General features: G+C 64.3%; 19 protein-coding genes. 3 read left to right on the top strand and 16 right to left on the bottom strand.

All coding sequences use genetic code 11. From position 1 onward, the window contains the following. Positions 1-70 precede the first annotated feature (70 nt). Positions 71-310 carry a hypothetical protein gene (locus tag AB6M95_RS15030; protein WP_371387565.1) on the bottom strand — a complete coding sequence of 80 codons (240 nt, stop codon included), beginning with the start codon at positions 308-310 and terminating at the stop codon, positions 71-73. Between the two features lie 90 nt (positions 311-400). Here AB6M95_RS15030 and waaF point away from each other — a divergent pair, with 90 nt between their 5' ends. After that, positions 401-1,444 (top strand): lipopolysaccharide heptosyltransferase II, encoded by a 1,044-nt coding sequence (waaF, locus tag AB6M95_RS15035; RefSeq protein ID WP_371387566.1) that lies wholly within the window; start codon positions 401-403, stop codon positions 1,442-1,444. Between the two features lie 336 nt (positions 1,445-1,780). Here the strand turns inward: waaF and AB6M95_RS15040 are convergent, their stop codons facing one another. The 13 genes from AB6M95_RS15040 to AB6M95_RS15100 all read right to left on the bottom strand — a co-directional run bounded on the left by AB6M95_RS15040 (position 1,781) and on the right by AB6M95_RS15100 (position 13,663). Beyond that, positions 1,781-2,200 carry a F0F1 ATP synthase subunit epsilon gene (locus AB6M95_RS15040; RefSeq protein ID WP_371387567.1) on the bottom strand — a complete coding sequence of 140 codons (420 nt, stop codon included), beginning with the start codon at positions 2,198-2,200 and terminating at the stop codon, positions 1,781-1,783. 12 nt (positions 2,201-2,212) lie between these two features. Continuing rightward, entirely contained in the window at positions 2,213-3,610 is a 1,398-nt protein-coding gene (atpD, locus tag AB6M95_RS15045) for a F0F1 ATP synthase subunit beta (RefSeq protein WP_371387568.1), read from the bottom strand. Between the two features lie 16 nt (positions 3,611-3,626). Then, the gene (locus AB6M95_RS15050) at positions 3,627-4,508 is read right to left on the bottom strand and encodes a F0F1 ATP synthase subunit gamma (protein WP_371387569.1); all 882 of its coding nucleotides are present in this window, start codon (positions 4,506-4,508) and stop codon (positions 3,627-3,629) included. Positions 4,509-4,524: 16 nt separating this feature from the next. Next, positions 4,525-6,033 (bottom strand): F0F1 ATP synthase subunit alpha, encoded by a 1,509-nt coding sequence (gene atpA, locus AB6M95_RS15055; RefSeq protein WP_371387570.1) that lies wholly within the window; start codon positions 6,031-6,033, stop codon positions 4,525-4,527. A 4-nt stretch (positions 6,034-6,037) separates the two neighbouring features. Further along, positions 6,038-6,589 (bottom strand): ATP synthase F1 subunit delta, encoded by a 552-nt coding sequence (atpH, locus tag AB6M95_RS15060; RefSeq protein WP_371387571.1) that lies wholly within the window; start codon positions 6,587-6,589, stop codon positions 6,038-6,040. Next, positions 6,586-7,167 carry a F0F1 ATP synthase subunit B gene (atpF, locus tag AB6M95_RS15065; protein ID WP_371387572.1) on the bottom strand — a complete coding sequence of 194 codons (582 nt, stop codon included), beginning with the start codon at positions 7,165-7,167 and terminating at the stop codon, positions 6,586-6,588. Before atpF ends, atpH begins: the two co-directional genes overlap by 4 nt. Before the next feature lie 19 nt (positions 7,168-7,186). Further along, complete coding sequence (locus AB6M95_RS15070) at positions 7,187-7,609, bottom strand: F0F1 ATP synthase subunit B (protein WP_371387573.1); 423 nt, start codon at positions 7,607-7,609, stop codon at positions 7,187-7,189. A gap of 123 nt (positions 7,610-7,732) precedes the next feature. Continuing rightward, positions 7,733-8,107 (bottom strand): bactofilin family protein, encoded by a 375-nt coding sequence (locus AB6M95_RS15075; protein WP_371387574.1) that lies wholly within the window; start codon positions 8,105-8,107, stop codon positions 7,733-7,735. Positions 8,108-8,163: 56 nt separating this feature from the next. Further along, positions 8,164-9,276, bottom strand: coding sequence for a rod shape-determining protein RodA (gene rodA / locus AB6M95_RS15080; protein ID WP_371387575.1), 1,113 nt, complete (start codon positions 9,274-9,276; stop codon positions 8,164-8,166). Then, positions 9,266-11,140 (bottom strand): penicillin-binding protein 2, encoded by a 1,875-nt coding sequence (mrdA, locus tag AB6M95_RS15085; protein ID WP_371387576.1) that lies wholly within the window; start codon positions 11,138-11,140, stop codon positions 9,266-9,268. Before mrdA ends, rodA begins: the two co-directional genes overlap by 11 nt. Beyond that, a complete protein-coding gene (locus tag AB6M95_RS15090) occupies positions 11,124-11,609 on the bottom strand; it encodes a hypothetical protein (RefSeq protein ID WP_371387577.1) in 486 nt (161 codons plus the stop codon). The genes mrdA and AB6M95_RS15090 overlap by 17 nt, the downstream gene beginning before the upstream one ends. Continuing rightward, entirely contained in the window at positions 11,593-12,528 is a 936-nt protein-coding gene (gene mreC, locus AB6M95_RS15095) for a rod shape-determining protein MreC (RefSeq protein ID WP_371387578.1), read from the bottom strand. Before mreC ends, AB6M95_RS15090 begins: the two co-directional genes overlap by 17 nt. A 91-nt stretch (positions 12,529-12,619) precedes the next feature. After that, positions 12,620-13,663, bottom strand: coding sequence for a rod shape-determining protein (locus tag AB6M95_RS15100; protein ID WP_066799352.1), 1,044 nt, complete (start codon positions 13,661-13,663; stop codon positions 12,620-12,622). Positions 13,664-13,842: 179 nt separating this feature from the next. Here AB6M95_RS15100 and mnmL point away from each other — a divergent pair, with 179 nt between their 5' ends. Together mnmL and AB6M95_RS15110 are read left to right on the top strand one after the other, a co-directional pair. Continuing rightward, positions 13,843-14,823: a tRNA modification radical SAM protein MnmL/YtqA gene (gene mnmL, locus AB6M95_RS15105; RefSeq protein WP_371387579.1), complete on the top strand. Its 981-nt coding sequence runs from the start codon at positions 13,843-13,845 to the stop codon at positions 14,821-14,823. Beyond that, positions 14,820-15,326 carry a methylated-DNA--[protein]-cysteine S-methyltransferase gene (locus AB6M95_RS15110; RefSeq protein WP_371387580.1) on the top strand — a complete coding sequence of 169 codons (507 nt, stop codon included), beginning with the start codon at positions 14,820-14,822 and terminating at the stop codon, positions 15,324-15,326. The genes mnmL and AB6M95_RS15110 overlap by 4 nt, the downstream gene beginning before the upstream one ends. A 420-nt stretch (positions 15,327-15,746) precedes the next feature. Here the strand turns inward: AB6M95_RS15110 and AB6M95_RS15115 are convergent, their stop codons facing one another. After that, positions 15,747-15,944: a heavy-metal-associated domain-containing protein gene (locus AB6M95_RS15115; RefSeq protein WP_371387581.1), complete on the bottom strand. Its 198-nt coding sequence runs from the start codon at positions 15,942-15,944 to the stop codon at positions 15,747-15,749. A 23-nt stretch (positions 15,945-15,967) separates the two neighbouring features. After that, the gene (locus tag AB6M95_RS15120; protein WP_371387582.1) at positions 15,968-18,466 is read right to left on the bottom strand and encodes a heavy metal translocating P-type ATPase; all 2,499 of its coding nucleotides are present in this window, start codon (positions 18,464-18,466) and stop codon (positions 15,968-15,970) included. Positions 18,467-18,482 lie beyond the last annotated feature (16 nt).

An 18,482-nucleotide genomic window follows, 5' to 3' on the forward strand; every position in this document is an offset into this window, starting at 1 on the left:
GGGGAAGGGGAGAGGGAAAGCCCTTTACAAAGGGTTTCCCTCTCCCCTTCCCCCGGCCGCCGGAGGCATCTTAGCTCTCGGCGTCTTCGAATTTGGTCTGGATGATGGCGGCGTCTTCGGGCCCGGCTTCGAGTTGCAGGGATTTGGACTGGCCGTGGCAGCGCACGCCTTCGGAGGTCAGGGTGATGTACCCGGCGGACAGGGCGGTGGTGTACGGCATCTGCTCGCGCATCTCGTCGAAATTGATGCGGCTGGGGAAGATGATGGGCACGGCGGCGCCGGAAAAGTCTTCGAACATGATGTATTTCATGGGTGGGCTCCTTGCGGAAGACAGTAGCCGTTGACCGTCCGCAGATCAAGATGTTGCCTGAACCTGTCCGACAGGATACACCTACACCCCATGCGGGAATACAAAAAAATCGCCGTCTGGCAGACCGCGTTCCTGGGCGACGCGGTCCTGACCCTGCCTTTGCTCAGGGCGTTGAAGGACCGGTATCCGGCCGCGGAGATCCATTTTTTCGTGCGCTCCGGGGTGCAGTCCGTGTTCGAAGGGCAGCCCGAAATCGCGCAGGTGCGGCCCTTTGCCAAGCGCGGTGCGCAGAAATCGTTGAACGCGGCGGTGCGGCTGGGCTGGGAGCTCGGCCGGGAGGGATTCGACCTGTGGATCTCCACGCACACCAGCCTGCGCTCGGCCATGGTGGCCGGGGCCACGGGCATAACGCGGCGCATCGGCTACAACCGGCCGTGGTACAACCGGCTGGCCTACACCGAGACCGTGGACAGGCGGTTCACCGAGCTGGCCGAGATCGAGCGGCTCATGCAGTTGGTCCGGCCGCTGGGCATCGGCGGGCCCGCCCCGGAGGCGCGGCTGGTCCTGCCCGAGAAGGCTCGGCAGGCGGCCGATCATTTTTGGGAGACCTTCGGGTTCGACCGGCCGGTGCTCGGCGTCCATCCCGGCTCCACCTGGCCGACAAAGTGTTGGCCCGTGGAACGTTTCGGCGAGATCGTCCGCCGCGCCGCGAACGATGGCGCGCACGTGCTCGTCTTTGCCGGGCCGGGCGAGGAGGCGGTGGCCGCGCAGGTCATCGACCTGGCCAAGGCCGATCCGCACAGGGTGACCAACCTGGCCGGGCAGCTCTCGCTCCCGGAACTGGCCGCCTATCTGGGCAGGCTCGACGCCTATCTGACCAACGATTCCGGTCCCATGCACTTGGCCTGGACCCAAGACGTGCCCCTGGTGGCGCTGTTCGGCCCGACCGTCAAGGCCCTCGGGTTCTTCCCGCGCGGCGACAACTCCACTGTCCTGGAAAACGACGGGCTGGCCTGCCGCCCCTGCGGCCTGCACGGCCCGAGAAAATGTCCCGAGGGCCACTTCAAGTGCATGCGCGATCTCACCCCGGACCGGGTCTGGGACGCGCTTAAGGTCAAGCTCGGCCTGTCGTAATCAAGGCGGACTGACGGGGAATGCCTCCGGCGCTCGGGGCGCCGGGACGGAAGGCTGGCCAGGGACGTCTTCCGCTGTGCCGGGTGGCGATTTCGGGCAGGAAAAAGGGATGGAACAGCGTGCTTCTTCGCGGAAGAGAGCACGCTTTTTTCTGCCCGAAATCGCGTTTTTTAGGGGAGAAGAGGACAGGTAATCAGACCTGTTCCAACCTTGCCGAAGGTCCACAAAAAGTTTGGGAAAAGGTGGGGATGGGGGGCCGGGGGCGCAAAGCACATGAAAAAGGGCGGTTCCTTGCGGAACCGCCCTCTTGTTATCGGGTCTCGGAACGGATCGTCGTTAGCAGGTGCCTGCGCCCTGTCCGTTGGACTTGCAGTTGATGCGCGTGATGGCGCGCTTCAGGGCTGCCTGGTTGCGGGCGGCCTCGATCTTTTCCTTGGCGGCCTGGGCGCGCTGTTCGGCGCGTTCCTTGGCCTTCATGGCGCGTTCCACGTCGATCTCGGTGGCCTTCTCGGCAATCTCGGCCAGGATGGTGACCTGGTTGTTGCTGACTTCGGCGAAGCCACCGGAGACGAAGACGTAGTACGCCTTGCCGTCTTGTTTGTAGTGAAGATTGCCGACCCCGAGAGCGGACAGGAAGGGCACGTGGTTCGGCAGTACGCCGAATTCGCCCATGATGCCGGGCGCGCCCACGTATTCCACGTCCTCGGAAAGAACCTTCCGGTCGGGAGTGACAATTTCAAGCTTCATAGTGGCCATGAGTTACCTCGCTTACTGCTTGGCTTTTTCGATGGCTTCCTCAATCGGGCCGCACATGTAGAAGGCCTGCTCGGGCAGGTCGTCGTACTTGCCGTCCAGAATGTCGCGGAACGCCTTAACGGTGTCCTCGGTCTTGACGTACACGCCGGCGACGCCGGTGAAGACCTCGGCCACGTGGAACGGCTGGGACAGGAAGCGCTGCACGCGGCGGGCGCGGGCGACGGTCAGCTTGTCCTCGTCGGACAGTTCGTCCATACCGAGAATGGCGATGATGTCCTGCAGATCCTTGTACTTCTGGAGCACGGACTGGACTTCACGGGCGGTGGTGTAGTGCTCCTGGCCCAGGACGTCCGGGGAGAGGATGCGGGAAGTGGAGTCCAGCGGGTCGACTGCGGGGTAGATGCCCAGCTCGGCGATCTGACGGGACAGAACCAGGGTACCGTCAAGGTGCGCGAAGGTGGTGGCCGGCGCGGGGTCGGTCAAGTCATCGGCGGGCACGTAAACGGCCTGGACCGAGGTGATGGAACCCTTGTTGGTCGAGGTGATGCGTTCCTGCAGTTTACCAAGGTCGGTGCCCAGGGTCGGCTGGTAGCCAACCGCGGAAGGCATGCGGCCGAGCAGTGCGGAAACCTCGGCGCCCGCCTGGGTGAAGCGGAAGATGTTGTCGACGAACAGCAGCACGTCCTGGCCTTCTTCGTCACGGAAGTATTCCGCGCAGGTCAGGGCGGTCAGGGCGACGCGGGCACGGGCTCCCGGAGGCTCGTTCATCTGGCCGTAGACCAGGGCGGCTTTCTCCAGAACGCCGGCTTCCTTCATTTCGTGGTAGAGGTCGTTGCCCTCACGGGTGCGCTCACCAACACCGGCGAACACGGAGATGCCGCCGTGCTGCTTGGCGATGTTGTTGATCATCTCCATGAGAATAACGGTCTTGCCGACGCCGGCGCCGCCGAACAGGCCCATCTTGCCGCCCTTGGGGAACGGGATGAGCAGGTCAACGACCTTGATGCCGGTCTCGAGCAGTTCGACCTTGGTGGACTGCTCGGTGAAGGCGGGGGCTTCGCGGTGAATGGGGAGACGCTTTTCGCAGGGGACCGGGCCCATTTCGTCAGCGGGCTCGCCGACGACGTTCATAATGCGGCCCAGGGAACCGGAGCCGACGGGAACGGTGATGGGAGATTCGGTATCCACCGCTTCCATGCCGCGGACGAGACCTTCGGTGGCGTCCATGGCGATGGTGCGGACCACGTTGTTGCCCAGATGCTGAGCGACTTCGCAGACCAGGTTAGGTGCGTCCGTGTTGTTGGGGTTTTTAATATCCAACGCAGACAGAATGTTGGGAAGATTCCCTTCGGCAAATTCGACGTCGACAACGGCGCCGATTACCTGAACGATTTTACCAGTATTAGCCATTTTTCATAGCCCCCTTTTATCCTTTCAGCGCTTCCACGCCGCCGACAATGTCCATAAGATCGCCAGTGATGGCGGCCTGTCTTGTCTTGTTGTAGAGCAAGGTCAGGCTGCCAGTCAGTTCGTCACACGCCTTGGTGGCGTTATCCATGGCCGCCATGCGGGCCGCGTGCTCGGATGCCGAGGTATCCAGCAGGCCGCGGTAGACCTGGACCTTGATGAACCGAGGCAGAAGCTCGGCCAGCAGGCCCTCTACGGACGGTTCGTACAAGTAGTCTCCGGTGGCCCCGGATTCGCCTTGTCCCTCGGCCTCTTCCTGGGCGGCCATGGGCAGGACCGTCAGATCGACGGGCGGCTGCTTGGCCATGCTCTGGAATTCGCCGAAGCACACATGGACCTCGTCGAGGTCTCCCGAGACATACCCGGCGATGAGCTCGTTGCCGACGCTGGCCGCCAGGGTGAAGTCGAAGGTGGTCATGGCGTCGGCCTCGGCGCGCACGATCTCGTAGTCGAGCTTGCGGAAGGCGTCGCGCGCCTTCTTGCCGATGCACCAGACCTTGACCGTCTTGCCCTCGGCCGCTTTGGCCCGGGCCAGTCTCTTGGCCGTGTTGATGATATTGATATTGAACGCGCCGCACAGGCCGCGGTCGGAGGTGGCGACCATGATACCCACGGTCTTTACTTCCTCCCGGACTTCCAGCAGCGGATGCACCGATTCGTCTGCACCGGCCGCCAAGTCCCCGAGCATCTCGTAAAACTTGTTCGCATACGGACGGAAGCGTTCAATACGCTCCTGTGCGTTGCGCAGTTTTGCCGAGGCCACCATATTCATGGCCTTGGTGATCTGCTTGGTTTTCTTGACGCCAGTGATCTGGTTCTGGACGTCTCTTAACGAAGCCATTCAACTACCCCTTAAGTTAAGCGCTGAAGCCTTTCTTGAACTCTTCAATAGCGGCCTTGAGGTCGGCTTCGACGGCGTCGTCGATCTTCTCCTTCTCGGCGATGGCGTCGAGAACGGCGGACTTGGCGCTGCGCATGAACTCGAGGAACTCGGCCTCGAACCGAATGACGGCCTCGATGGGCACTTCGTCAACGAAGCCGCGGGTGCCTGCGTACAGCACGGCGACCTGTTCCTGGACGGTCAGCGGCTTGTACTGGGGCTGCTTGAGCAGCTCGACCATGCGGGCGCCGCGGTTGAGCTTGGCCTGGGTGGCCTTGTCCAGATCGGAGCCGAAGGAGGCGAAGGCCGCCAGCTCGCGGTACTGGGCGAGGTCGAGACGCAGGGTACCGGCCACCTGCTTCATGGCCTTGATCTGGGCGGAACCACCGACGCGGGAGACCGAGAGGCCGACGTTGATGGCCGGGCGGACGCCGGACAGGAACAGGTTGGGCTCCAGGTAGATCTGGCCGTCGGTGATGGAGATAACGTTGGTCGGGATGAACGCCGACACGTCACCGGCCTGGGTTTCGATGACCGGCAGGGCGGTCATGGAACCGGCGCCGAGGCTGTCGTTGACCTTGCAGGCGCGCTCGAGCAGGCGGGAGTGCAGGTAGAAGACGTCACCCGGGTAGGCTTCACGTCCCGGGGGGCGGCGAAGCAGCAGGGACATTTCGCGGTAGGCGGTGGCCTGCTTGGAAAGGTCGTCGTAGCAGATCAGGGCGTGCTTGCCGTTGTCGCGGTAGAACTCGGCCATGGTCGCGCCGGTGTAGGCGGCGATGAACTGCAGCGGCGCGGGCTCGGAAGCGGTGGCCGAAACAATGGTGGTGTACTCCATGGCGCCGTGCTGGCGGAGCACGTCGGCGACCAGGGCGACGGATGCCTTCTTCTGGCCGATGGCCACGTAGAAGCAGTGCACGTCGGTGGTCTTCTGGGCCAGGATGGCGTCGACACAGACGGCGGTCTTGCCGGTCTGGCGGTCGCCAATGACCAGTTCGCGCTGGCCGCGGCCAACCGGGGTCATGGCGTCGATGGCCTTGAGACCGGTGTAGCAGGGCTGGTGAACGGACTTACGGGCGATGATGCCGGGAGCCTTCATTTCGACCGGGCGGGTCTCGGTGGACTCGATGGGTCCCAGGCCGTCGATGGGCTGGCCCAGCGGGTTGACCACGCGGCCCATGACGCCGTCGCCGACCGGGACCGAGTAGATCTGGCCGGTACGCTTGACCGGGTCGCCTTCCTTGACGCCGGTGTCGGAGCCCAGCAGGGCGACACCAACGTTGTCCTCTTCCAGGTTGAGGACCATGCCCATCAGGCCGCCGGGGAATTCCAGCAGCTCCATGGCCATGACGTTCTCAACGCCGTGCACGCGCGCGATACCGTCACCCACGTAGAGGACGGTGCCGGTCTCGCTCATTTCAACACGAGATTCGTAATTCTGAATCTGGTCCTGAATGATTTTGCTGATTTCTTCTGCTTTGATCTGCATTGCCCTACTCACCCCTTTTAATATTTTCTTTCAAAATCTGCAGCTGAGCCTTGAGGCTGGCATCCATGACCTTGTCCCCGACTTTGAGGACGATCCCGCCGAGAATGGACTCGTCGGTGGAGAAGGACAGTTCCAGCTTTTTGCCGGCCTGTTTCTCCAGTTTGCCCTGGATTGCAGATTTTCTTTCCTCGTTGAGTTCGCTCACCGTGATGAGTTCACCGGTGACGACGCCGGAGACGGCATCCATCATAGCCTTGTAGTCGGCGGCGATGGCGGGGAGCATCTCGACCCGGCCGCGGTCGGCCAGCAGGTCGCAGAAGTTCTTGACCATCGGTTCCAACGACATCTTCTCGACCAGCTGGGTCACGACGGACTTCTTCTCCTCGGCGCTGAAGGCCGGGTTGCGGAAGAAGGCCATGGCCTCGGGAGCTCCCTCGATGGAAGCGCTGATGGCAGCCAGCTGTTCGCCGTATTTCGCCTGTTCGGCCTCGCCCTTGGCGGCGCCGACGGCAAAGAGGGCCTTGGCGTAACGGCGGGAAACTACGTTACCGATCAATTGAGCACCACCTTTGTTAAATAGTCATCCACGAGCTTGTCGTGATCCTTGGCGCTCAGCTTCTCGGCAACGATCTTCTCGGCGGCGGCCACAACCATCTCGGCCATTTCGGCGCGGATGGTCTCGACGGCGGCCTGCGCCTCGTTGGAAGCGGTGCGCTTCGCCTGCTCGGTCAGCGCGGCGGCATCATGCTTCGCCTTTTCGATGATGGCGGTCCTGATGGCCTCGCCCTGGGCCTTGGCGTCGTTCAGAATCTGCTGCTTTTCCTGGGCCATGTTGGCGATGCTCGCCTCGACTTCCTTGAGCTTCTTTTCGGCCTCCACCTGACGGGACTGCAGGTCGTCCAGATCCTGCTTAATGCCGTCGCGGCGTCCGACGAAGAAGTCCTTCACCTTGGAGCCGCCGAGCTTGTAGAGCAGCCAGATGAAGATCAGGAAGTTGAGGAGGCGCAGCCCGTAGTTCTTCACGTTTTCGGCCGTGAAGAGCGCGTGAGGGGCCCCACCTTCATTGGCAAAAGCGACAGAGGAGACAACCAGGGCGGTCATGAGAACCGCAAAAAACACATACGTCCGTTTCAAGATGAAACCCTCCTCTTGTCTAAGCCTGGCCCAGGATCTTGCCTGTCGCCTGCTCAGCGTAGTCGTACACGTCCTTGGTCAGCTGCTCCATGGCAACCTTGACCTCGGACTGGATCTCGGCGCGGTTGGCCTTGATCAGGCTCGAGGCCTCCTTGCCGGCCTCGGCCAGCATGGCCTGTTCCTCGGCCACGCCTTCTTCCTTGGCGGCATTCCGGATTTCTCCGGCCTCCTTGCGCGCCTCGGTCAGCTGGGCTTCGTAGCCGGCCACTTTTTCTTTGGCGCTGGCGTTGAAGCTTTCGATCTTCTCCAGCTGGTCGGCCATCAACCCCTTGCGCTTCTTGATGATTTCGCGGATCGGACGGATCAGCACGACATTCAGCAAGAAGATCATGACAACGAAGTTCAGACCTTGGATAAAAATTGTTTTGTCAGGTATAACCATACCAAATGCCCCCGATGAGGTTGTGAATTTTGGCGCAAAGTCACTGGGAATTACCCAATTTCGCGGGTTGTGTCAAAGGCTTTTTGCCTTTGAACCCCCTCGAATTCACGCCTTCAAAACCGGTCAGGACGGATCGGAATCCTTTTCCGGTTTTGCGTTGGTGACGGTGTCCAGGCTGCCCATGACGAGTTCGCCCTCGAGAACCGCGCCTTCCTCGACGACCAGGACCGGAGTCCTGATATTGCCCTGCAAATTCGCGGTCTTGTGCAGGACAACCTTGTTCTTTGCCTCTACTTCACCCTTGATCCTGCCGGAGAGCACCAGCTGGCCGACCTTGACCTGGCCGTCCACCACGGCGTCCTGACCGATGACCAGCGTTCCTTCGGAAACCACCTCACCCTGAAAGTTGCCGTCGATGCGCACCGCGCCCTGGAAATGCAACTTGCCGTGATAGTTGGTTCCCGCCCCCAAAAACGCATTGATCTCATCTCTGGCCATGAAAATCCGCTCCTGCGAAATCCTGGTTGTGAAAAAAGGGGCTTGTTGCGTGCCGCTTAGGCCTGTTTGAACAGGAACCGGCGCATTGACACGTTGAGCACGAGCCCGACGAGGCAAAAATTCACCAGGGTGGCGCTGCCCCCGTAACTGATGAACGGAAGCGGTATGCCGACCACTGGCATCAGCCCGAGGACCATACCCGTATTAATCAGGATTTGCCAGAAAAAATAGAAGAACACACCGGCCGCCAGGTAGGACCCGAACAGGCCGCGCGCGTCCCGGGCGATGACCACCATCTGGTAAAGAAATATGCAGAACAGGGTCAGCAGAATCATGGTCCCGACAAAGCCCCATTCCTCCCCGAAGACGGCCACGGCGAAGTCCGTGTGGCGTTCCGGCAGGAAGCGCAGCTGGGACTGGGTCCCCTCCAGGAATCCCTTGCCCCAGAACCCGCCCGAGCCGATGGCGATCTCGGACTGGATGATGTGGTAGCCCGCGCCCAGGGGGTCGGTGGTCGGGTCCAGGAAGGTCATGATGCGCTGCTTCTGGTAGTCGTGGAGGAAGAACCAGGACAGGGGCAGCAGGCAGGGGATGGCCACCAGGCAGGTCTTGAAGACCCTGGCTGTCACACCCCGGTAGAGGATCATGCCGCCCAGGATCATCAGGATGGACAGCCCCGAGCCCAGGTCCGGCTGCTTGATGATCAGTCCGGCCAGGACCAGGCCCACGCCGAACACGTAAGCCAGGCGAATGAAATTCAGCGGCTCCCGCTCCCGGGACAGTATTCGCGCGCCCACGATGAGGATGGCGATCTTGGCCAGCTCCGAGGGCTGGAAGTTCATGAACCCGAGGTCGAGCCAGCGGCGCGCCCCGTAGATGGTTTTGCCCGCGAAGAACACGGCCACGAGCAGGACCACCGTGGTCCAGAACAGGGGCCAGGCCAGGGTCTTGAGGTGGCGGTAGTCGAAGAACATGAAGACGAGCATGCCGAACAGCCCCATGAGCCCCCAGAGCAGTTGGCGGTGGTAGAAGGGGGCCATGTTCATGCCCGCTTCCAGGCGGGTGCCGCTGGCCGAATAGAGGTTGAGCACGCCGATGAGGAAGAGGATCACGGCCAGGCCGAAGAGCGGCCAGTTGATATACAAGAGCAGCCTGCGGTCAATCGGCATGGCGCTTCTCCTTGTGCTTGAGGGACAGGGCGCGCACGGCCCGGGCCTCGGCCTTCCGCTCCTCGGGCTTGGGCGTGACCTTGTCCAGGAAGAGGTAGTCGATGACCGCCTTGACGATGGGGCCGGCCCCGGAGCCGCCGTGCAGGCCGTGCTCCACCAGGCAGGCGATGGCGAACCGTCGGCCGTCCTTTTCGGCGATGGCCGCCATCCAGGCGTGGTCGCGGAATTTGTACGGGATCTGGTCGTCCTTGAGCTCCTTGAGCTCGTCGGTCAGCCGGACCACCTGGGCCGTGCCGGTCTTGCCGCCCACGATCACGCCCTTGGTGCGGATGCGGCGGCAGGTGCCGTGGGGGTCCTCCACGGTGTCGACCAGGGCCTGGCGGAGCAGCTCCATCTGGTCGGGACGCAGGGGGATGTCCGACTGGACCACGGCTTTCTCGTCCTTGAGCAGCAGGGGCTTGAGCAGCTTGCCGCCGTTAGCGATGCCCGCGAAGAAGCGGACCACCTGGAGCGGCGTGACCAGGGTGAACCCCTGGCCGATGGCCATGTTCAGGTTGTCGCCGCCCTGCCATGCCTCGCCGAACCGCTTGAGCTTCCACTCGCGGTCGGGGATGTTGCCCGCCTTCTCATGGGGTAGGCGGATGCCGGTCTTCTCGCCGAAGCCCACGGCCCTGGCGAAATCGCCCATGCGGTCCACGGTGAGCTTCTTGCCGAGCTTGTAGAAATAGACGTCGCAGGACTCCACCAGGGCGCGGTTCATGTCCACGTTGCCGTGGCCGCCCCGTCGCCAGCAGCGGAAGATGCGGCGGCCGAGCTTGATGAATCCGGGACAGAACACGGTCTCCTTGGGGTCGACCATGCCGTAGTGCAGCCCGGCACCGGCGACCACGTGCTTGAAGATGGAGCCGGGAGGGTAGACCGACTGGATGACCCGGTTCTGCATGGGGTGCAGGGGGTCGTCGCGCAGCTTGGCCCACTGCTTGGAGGACAGGCCAGAGGAAAAATCGTTGGAGTCGTAGGACGGGGCCGTGGCCAGGGCCCAGAGCTGGCCGGTGTCGGCGTCCATGACGGCCACGCCGCCCGCCTCCTCGGAGAGCCAGTCCATGCACAGCTTCTGCAGGCCCAGGTCGATGGACAGGGAGATCTCGTGCCCGGCCTGGGGATGCTTGAGGATGCGCTCCTTGAGCCGCCTGCCGTTGACGTCCACCTGGTACTGGGTCAGCCCCTTGATGCCGCGCATGCGGTCCTCGAGCATCAACTCGATGCCCTGCTTGCCCACGTAGTCGCCCAGCGCCAGCTCGGGCCGTTTGGCCATGTCCTCCTCGTCCGCCTCGGCCACGTAGCCGAGCACGTGGGCGAGCAGGGTGCCGTAGCGGTACAGCCTGCGCGGCCGGAACTGGATCTCCAGGCCGGGCCAGCGCAGCTTGTTGGTCTCGACCAGGGCCAGCTGGGCGAAGGTCAGGTCCGGGACCACGATCAGCGGCTCGAACGGTTTCACCCGCTTGCGGTTCTTGTTGTACAGGGTCTTGAGATCGAAGTAGTCCTTGCCGGTCCAGAGCGCGATCTGGTGGACCAGGCGGTCCACGTCCGGGCAGTCCTCGCGGATGATGCCCAGCGCGTAGGCGGGCTCGTTCACGGCCAGCAGGTCGCCGTTGCGGTCGCGGATGAGCCCGCGCGGCGAGGGGATGGACTCCTGGCGCAGCTGATTTTCCAGGGCCTTGATCTGATATTCCTCGCTGCGGTGGATCTGGAGGTACCACAGCCGGACGGCGAACAGGCAGAAGAGCCCCAGGATGAGCGCCTGGAGCAGGAGCAGGCCCGAGCGCGGGGCCTGTTGTTCGGATTCGTTATAGAGGTCTGACATCCTGACGCAACCTCGCGGGGAAGAAACGGTCCGCCAGGAACCAGATCACGGGAAAGGCCACGGCCTGGATCGCGCCCTGGATCAGGATGGGCCGCATGGGCACCTCCAGGTTGGCCAGGGAGGACAGCCCGTAGATCAGGGCCGGATGGAGCAGGCCCACCCACAGGCCGAGCAGGGCCATGAACAGATAGGAGCGGGCCTCGAAAAGCCAGCGCCCGGCGAAGAAGGCGACGGCCAGCAACCCGTACCAGGCCAGGCCGTAGCCGAAGGGCAGGTTGCCCGTGCCCTCGATCAGGAGAATCCAGATGACGGCCAGCAAGGTGCTGCGCTGCCCGCTCTCCTCCTGGAGGGAGACGATCAGGGCCGGGGCGAAGACGTCGATGCCCGGCACGGTCCGCTGGGCCCATACGCCGAGGACGGTGTAGGCCCCCCACCAGAGCACGGCCAAAGCGCTATTGGTCGGCAGCACCGCTCGCGTCCTCCTTCCCGGATCCCGGCCCGGCTTCGGGCGCGGGTCCGGCCTGGGCTCCGGGCACGGCCGCGTTGCCGGTCCCGGCCTCCACGGCGGCCTCGGGCTCGCGGCTGAGGAGCAGGACCTCTTCGAGTCCGGCCACGTCCACCAGGGGCTCGGCCTGGACCGTCAGGAACAGGGAAATGTCGGACCGCCTGATCTTGGTCACCTTGGCCACGGGCAGTCCCTTGGGGTAGATGCCGGACAGCCCGGAGGAGAGCAGCAGCTCGCCGGGGTCCACGGGCGCGTTCTGGTTGACGTAGCGCAGCTGGAGCGGCTCGCCGTAGCCCTGGCCCGAGAGCATGCCGGGCGAGCGGTTGCCGGCCCCAATGACCGCGATGCGGGAGTTGGGGTCCGTCAGGAGCAGCACCGTGGAGGTGGCCGCGCCCGAGCGCAGGATGCGCCCGACCAGCCCCTTGAGGGAGGCCACGGGCATGTCGTCGGTCACCCCGGACGCCTTGCCCTTGTCCACGACCACGGTGTCCAGCGCGCCCGCCGGGCCCATGCGCTGGCCGATGACCCGGGCCCCGGAGAAGGTCCACTTCTCGGGCGGGCGGAAGCCGAGCAGGGCTTCCAGCCGTGCGGCGGAGCGGGCCTGTGCGCCCATGAGCATGTTGGTCCGCCGCAGGTCGGCGGCCTCTTCCCGCAGCGTGTCGTTGTCCTGCTTCAACCCCACCAGATAGATGTAGCGGTGCCAGAAGCCGGAGACCTGCTCCGCGACCCAGATGCCCGGCTTGAGGATGATGCCGGAGATGTCCAGCCCGGTGTGGGCGGACAGGGCGTCCAGGTGGCCCGTGCGCAGGTTCCAGGTGAACAGGGACAGGTACACGAAAAGACAGGCCACGATGAGGATGGCGATCTTCTTGAGTCCTCTCATGCGTCCTTCCCTGCAAACTTATGAAAGCGCACAATTGCGGCTTCGGGCAATCGTGCGCTTTCGGATAACCGGTGTTTGACCATATCGCCCGTTAGTCGGTGGTGATGTCCTTGTACAGGTCGATATTGTCGAGCGCCTTGCCGGAGCCGAGCACGACCGCGGTGAGCGGGTCCTCCACCACCGTGATGGGCAGCTGGGTCTCGTGCTGCAGCAGCTGGTCGAGCCCCTTGAGGAGCGCGCCGCCGCCGGTCAGGACGATGCCCCGGTCGACGATGTCCGCCGCCAGTTCGGGCGGGGTCTGCTCCAGCGCGATGCGCACGCCCTGAACGATGCCCTCGACCTGCTCGGAGATGGCCTCGCGGACCTCCTCGGCGGTGATGGGGCGGTTCTGCGGGATGCCGGTGACCAGGTCGCGGCCCTTGACCTCCATGATCGGCTCCTCATCCCCCAGGGGATAGGCGGACCCGATGTGGATCTTGATCTGTTCGGCCGTGGATTCACCGATGAGCATGTTGTACTTGCGTTTGACGTGCTGCATGATCGCCTCGTCCATCTTGTCGCCGCCGATGCGGACGGACCGCGCGTAGACGATGCCGGACAGGGAGATGACGGCGATCTCGGTGGTGCCGCCGCCGATGTCCACGATCATGTTCGAGGTCGGTTCCGTGATCGGCAGGTTCGCGCCGATGGCTGCGGCCATGGGCTCCTCGATCAGGTAGACCTCGCGGGCACCGGCGGACTGCGCCGATTCCTTGACCGCCCGCTTCTCCACCTGGGTGATGCCCGTGGGCACGCAGATCATGATCCGTGGCCGGACCAGGCGGCGCGAGTTGTGGACCTTGGAGATGAAATGTCGAAGCATGGCCTCGGTGACCTCGAAGTCGGCGATGACGCCGTCCTTCATGGGCCGGATGGCCACGATGTTGCCGGGCGTGCGGCCAAGCATTTTCTTGGCCTCCGCGCCCACCGCCAGGACGGTCTTGCCGCCCCGCGAATCCTTTTTGACCGCCACCACCGACGGCTCCGAGAGCATGACGCCCTTGCCCTTGACGTAGACCAGGGTGTTGGCCGTGCCCAGGTCGATGGCCAGGTCGTTGGAGAATGAGCCGATGATTCTGTTGAGTAGGTTACCCATGTACACCCCGTTCGAAATTCGAAAATTAGTCAGAAACCTATGCGTGAAACGCGCTTTCCAATGGGGGGGAAGTGCGCTAGCGTACATTATGAACTGCAGATTCGTACCAAATGAAACCAGGTCTAGCAATACGCCAGTCATGGTTTGCCATTTTTTTCTCAAGTTTTTCTAAAAAAATCATGATCCGCATCCACCGCCTGTCCGCCCACCTCCGCCGACGGTTCGGCGAACGGGTCCAGAAGATCCCTCTGGACGCCGGTTTTTCCTGTCCGAACCGGGACGGGACCCTGTCCGCCGAGGGCTGCGTGTTCTGCAACCCGCAGGGCTCGGGGTCGGGCATGCTCGACCGGGGACTATCCATACGGGAACAATGGGATTTCTGGCGTGACATTCACGTGAAGAAACACGACCTGTCCCGGTTCACCGCCTATCTTCAGTCCTATTCCAACACCCACGGTCCGGCCGCCAGGCTGGCCGCAGCCCTGGACGGGCTTGCCGATCTGCCCGGCCTGACCTGCCTGGCGCTCGGCACCCGGCCCGACTGCCTGGACGCGGAAAAGCTCGACCTGCTGGCCGCCAGCCGCGAGCGGTTCGGCCTGGCCGAGGTCTTCCTGGAGCTCGGTCTGCAATCATCGAGCGACGCGACGCTCAAGCACATCAACCGGGGCCACGACGCCGCCGCGTTCGCCACAGCCGCGCAGGCGGCCGCAGAACGCGGCCTGACCGTGGTGGCCCACGTCATGGCCGGCCTGCCCGCGCCCGGCGGCCGCGAGGGGCTCGCCGAGTTGCTCGACACCGTGGCCTTTGTCGGCGCGCTGCCGGTGGGCGGCATCAAGTTCCACAACGCCTACGTCTGTCGGGGCACGCGCCTGGCCCGCTGGTTCGACGAGGGCCGCTACGTCCCGCCCACCCAGGCCGAATACCTGGACTGGCTGGGCGAGGCGGTCATGCGCCTGCATCCTCGCGTGGTCGTCCACCGCCTGAACGGCAATCCGGCTTCGGGCGAACTGGTCGCCCCGGCCTGGGCGGGCAACATGCGCCGGGTGCACAACGCCATCCGCGACCACTTCGAAGCGCGCGACATCTGGCAAGGCAAGCTGAACGGGGCGGAGGACGGCCCGCCCGAGTGGTTCGACGAGGGCGGCGGGGGGGAGCGATGACCGGGAACTGCGGCGAATGGGTGCGGGGCGAGCGCTTCGGCCTGCGCCTTGATTGGCGCGGCGGGCTGGTCCGCCGCATCGAGGTGGCCTGGGCCGACGACGTGCGCGAGACCCAATCCCTGTCCGCAGCCGCCGTGGAACTCAAGGCGGCGCTCCTTCGTTACGAGGCCCGTCAGGCCCCGGTCTGGCCGGACCTGCCGTTCGATTTTTCGGGCATGAGCGAATTTCAGAGGGCCGCCATCGAGGAGCTGCGCCGCATCCCGCCGGGGACCACCCGGACCTACGGCCAGATGGCCGCCGTCCTGGGCCGCCCCAAGGGCGCGCAGGCCGTGGGCCGGGCCATGGGGGCCAACCCGTTCCCGGTGCTCTACCCCTGCCACCGCGTGGTCGGCGCGAACGGGGCCATGACCGGCTTCTCCGCCTCGGGCGGCATCGCCATGAAAAAAGCCCTGCTCCGCCTGGAAGGCGCGGAACAGGGCCTGCTGCCGGGATTGGAAGAGTAGGAATGTCTCCGGGCCTCCAGCCGTTGGCGAGTCTTCGAGCCCTACGGATGAGGACAGCAGTGATCGGCCAGAGGGAAAACTTTTGAAAAAGTTTTCCCTCTGGATTCCCTTTCAAAACTTTTTGTGTGCCTTCGGCAGGGGCGTGCAAGAGCGGGAGGGCGTCCTTTTTCCTTTTGTCCTCTTCAAAAAATAACCGCGATTCGTGGCAGAGAAAACGGCGCACTTCTTATCGTGAAGAAGCACGCCGTCCCATCCGTTTTATCTGACTCGAATCGCACACCGGCACGGCGGAAGGCTTTCCCGTCGCGGCCTTTCGTCGCCGCACGTCGAGCGCAGCGAGCGATGGGGGTGCAGGGGGCTTTGCTCCCTGCCGGGTCCAGGGCAGCGCCCTGGCCGCCGGAGGCTTCCCCCGGTCCAATGCTAGTCCACGAATTCGAAACCGATCTTGTCGATGGCCTCTTTGATGGCCTTCTTGTCAATGGGGGCGGGTTCCTCGTATTTCACGTCGCCGGTCAGGAGATCGACGGACACGTCCTTGGCGCCCAGTTTCTCCATCACCTCGGTTACGGAATTCACGCAGTGCTGGCAGCTCATGCCTTTGACTTTCACCGTTGCCATGATTGACTCCTTTTGGTTGTGTACTAACCCTTGAAAAATCTGAGCCTGAGCGCGTTGGACACCACGGTCACCGAACTCATGGCCATGGCCGTTCCCGCGATCATCGGGTTCAGGGTGGGGCCGCCGAAGATGTGCAGCACGCCCGCGGCCACCGGGATGCCGATGACGTTGAAGGCGAACGCCCAGAACAGGTTCTGCTTGATGTTGCGCATGGTCGCGCGGGAAAGGTTCAGCGCGGTCAGGATAGCGTGCAGGTCCGAGTGCATCAGGACCACGTCGCCGGACTCCACGGCCACGTCGATGCCCGAGCCCATGGCGATGCCGATGTCCGCCTTGGCCAGGGCCGGGGCGTCGTTGATGCCGTCGCCGACCATGGCCACCTTGCGGTCTCCGGCCTGAAGCCGAGCCACCTCTTCGGCCTTGCGGTCGGGCAGGACCCCGGCGATGACCTCGTCGATGCCCGCGCGCTCGGCGATGACCCGGGCGTTGGTCTCGTTGTCGCCGGTGAGCATGACCGGGGTGAGCCCGGCCTTCTTCAGGGCGGAGATCACCGCGGGGGTCTCCTCGCGCATCTCGTCGGCGATGGCGAACAGGGCGTTGAGCTTGTTGTCCGAGGCGAAGTAGACCACGGTCGCGCCCTGCTGTTCGTAGTGGCCCACAGCCTCCTTGGCGAAGCCGTCCTCGCCGAAATTCAGCCCGTGTTCCTGCATGAATCCCCAGTTGCCGATGAGCACTTCGCGGTAGCCGACCTTGGCCCGGATGCCCTTGCCCATGATCGCCTCGAACTCGTCGGGCGCGGGGAAGTCGAGGTTCTTGTCCTTGGCGTGGCGCACGATGGCCTGGGCCAGGGGGTGCTCGGATTGGCTCTCGGCCGAGGCGGCCAGGTAGACGGCCTCGGTCTGGGCCATGGTGCCCCGGACCATGGTCATGGCCGCCACCTCGGGCCGTCCGTGGGTCAGGGTGCCGGTCTTGTCGAAGACCACGGTGTCGAGGCTGCCCGCCTCCTGGAGCGCCCGGCCCGACTTGATCAGCACGCCGAGCTGCGCGCCGCGACCGGCCGAGACCATGATGGACACGGGCGTGGCCAGCCCCATGGCGCAGGGGCAGGCGATGACCATGACGGCCACGAAGATGCGCAGGGAGAAGGGGAAGCCCGCCTGGCCGATGAAGTACCAGCAGAGCCCGGCGACGAGCGCGGTGAGCATGACCGCGGGCACGAAATAGAAGCTGATGCGGTCGGCCATGTTGGCGATGGGGGCCTTGGACCCCTGGGCCTCCTGCACGAGCCGGACGATGCGGGCCAGCACCGTGTCGTTGCCCACGCGGTCGGCGCGCATGGTCAGCGCGCCCGAGGTGTTCAGGGTGCCGCCCGCCACGGTGTCCCCGGCCTTTTTCCCCACGGGCATGGGCTCGCCGGTGAGCATGGACTCGTCCACCGAGGAGCGCCCGTCGGTCACGGTGCCGTCCACCGGGATGCGCTCGCCGGGCTTGATCAGCAGCAGGTCGCCCGGCTCCACCTCGGCCACGGCGATGGGCACCTGCTCGCCGTCCTTGAGCAGGGTGGCCGTGTCCGGGGCGAGCTGCATGAGCGCCCGGATGGCGTCCGAGGTCTTGAGCTTGCTGCGGGCCTCGAAATACTTGCCCAGCGAGATCATGGCGATGAGCACAGCGGCGGACTCGTAGTAGAGGTCCATGGCCAGGACGTGCGGGTCGCCCAGGCCGAAGACCAGGGCCAGGGTGTTCCACAGGGAATAGAGGAAGGCCGCTCCCGTGCCCATGGCCACCAGGGAGTCCATGTCCGGGCCGCCCCGGAGCAGCGCGGGCACGCCGTGGAGATAGAAATTGCGGCCCGACCAGACCACGGGCAGGGTCAGCAGCAGCTGGACCACGGCGAAGGCGGCCGGGGAGTGCGCGGGGTCGAGGAAGACGGGCAGGGGCATGCCCCACATGTGGCCCATGGACAGGATGAGCAGGGGCAGGGCGAAGAGGAAGGCCGGGATGAGCGCCCGTTTCTGGGCGGACAGCCGCTCTTCGGCCTGCTGGCGGCGCTTCTCGAAGAGGTTGCCCTCCTCGCTGCGCACCTCGGAGGTGAAGCCCGCATTCTTGATGGCGTCGCGGATCTCGCGCCGCGAAACCAGGGAGGGGTCGAAGACGAACTTGCCGGTCTCGGCGGCCAGGTTGACCGCGGCCGTGTCCACGCCGTTGAGCTTGCCGACCACGCGCTCGATGCGCGACGAGCAGGAGGCGCAGCTCATGCCGCCGATGTTCAGGTCCAGGGCGGTCAGGCCGCCCGCCACCGGTTCACGTTCCTCGTCGAATTCGGCTTCGAACCCGAGATTCTTGATCTTCTTGCCCACCTCGTCGGTGGACACGGTGTCCGGATCAAAGGACAGGGCCATGGTTTCGGCGGCCAGGTTCACGGCGACGTCGTCCACGCCGTCCATGTTGCCGACCACCTTCTCGATGCGCGCCGAGCAGGACGCGCAATGCATTCCCTTTACCTGTGCCGTTGCTTTCTTCATGTTGATAACCCTTTTC

The organism is Pseudodesulfovibrio karagichevae (genome assembly GCF_041414475.1).
In the GTDB taxonomy this organism is placed as follows: Bacteria; Desulfobacterota; Desulfovibrionia; order Desulfovibrionales; family Desulfovibrionaceae; genus Pseudodesulfovibrio; species Pseudodesulfovibrio karagichevae.

What these genes read in the sequence shown, in the direction of transcription:
- AB6M95_RS15030 (WP_371387565.1), bottom strand. Translation starts at nt 310, where the DNA reads ATGAAATACATCATGTTCGAAGACTTTTCCGGCGCCGCCGTGCCCATC.
- waaF (WP_371387566.1), top strand. Translation starts at nt 401, where the DNA reads ATGCGGGAATACAAAAAAATCGCCGTCTGGCAGACCGCGTTCCTGGGC.
- AB6M95_RS15040 (WP_371387567.1), bottom strand. Translation starts at nt 2,200, where the DNA reads ATGGCCACTATGAAGCTTGAAATTGTCACTCCCGACCGGAAGGTTCTT.
- atpD (WP_371387568.1), bottom strand. Translation starts at nt 3,610, where the DNA reads ATGGCTAATACTGGTAAAATCGTTCAGGTAATCGGCGCCGTTGTCGAC.
- AB6M95_RS15050 (WP_371387569.1), bottom strand. Translation starts at nt 4,508, where the DNA reads ATGGCTTCGTTAAGAGACGTCCAGAACCAGATCACTGGCGTCAAGAAA.
- atpA (WP_371387570.1), bottom strand. Translation starts at nt 6,033, where the DNA reads ATGCAGATCAAAGCAGAAGAAATCAGCAAAATCATTCAGGACCAGATT.
- AB6M95_RS15070 (WP_371387573.1), bottom strand. Translation starts at nt 7,609, where the DNA reads ATGGTTATACCTGACAAAACAATTTTTATCCAAGGTCTGAACTTCGTT.
- AB6M95_RS15075 (WP_371387574.1), bottom strand. Translation starts at nt 8,107, where the DNA reads ATGGCCAGAGATGAGATCAATGCGTTTTTGGGGGCGGGAACCAACTAT.
- rodA (WP_371387575.1), bottom strand. Translation starts at nt 9,276, where the DNA reads ATGCCGATTGACCGCAGGCTGCTCTTGTATATCAACTGGCCGCTCTTC.
- mrdA (WP_371387576.1), bottom strand. Translation starts at nt 11,140, where the DNA reads ATGTCAGACCTCTATAACGAATCCGAACAACAGGCCCCGCGCTCGGGC.
- mreC (WP_371387578.1), bottom strand. Translation starts at nt 12,528, where the DNA reads ATGAGAGGACTCAAGAAGATCGCCATCCTCATCGTGGCCTGTCTTTTC.
- AB6M95_RS15100 (WP_066799352.1), bottom strand. Translation starts at nt 13,663, where the DNA reads ATGGGTAACCTACTCAACAGAATCATCGGCTCATTCTCCAACGACCTG.
- mnmL (WP_371387579.1), top strand. Translation starts at nt 13,843, where the DNA reads ATGATCCGCATCCACCGCCTGTCCGCCCACCTCCGCCGACGGTTCGGC.
- AB6M95_RS15110 (WP_371387580.1), top strand. Translation starts at nt 14,820, where the DNA reads ATGACCGGGAACTGCGGCGAATGGGTGCGGGGCGAGCGCTTCGGCCTG.
- AB6M95_RS15115 (WP_371387581.1), bottom strand. Translation starts at nt 15,944, where the DNA reads ATGGCAACGGTGAAAGTCAAAGGCATGAGCTGCCAGCACTGCGTGAAT.
- AB6M95_RS15120 (WP_371387582.1), bottom strand. Translation starts at nt 18,466, where the DNA reads ATGAAGAAAGCAACGGCACAGGTAAAGGGAATGCATTGCGCGTCCTGC.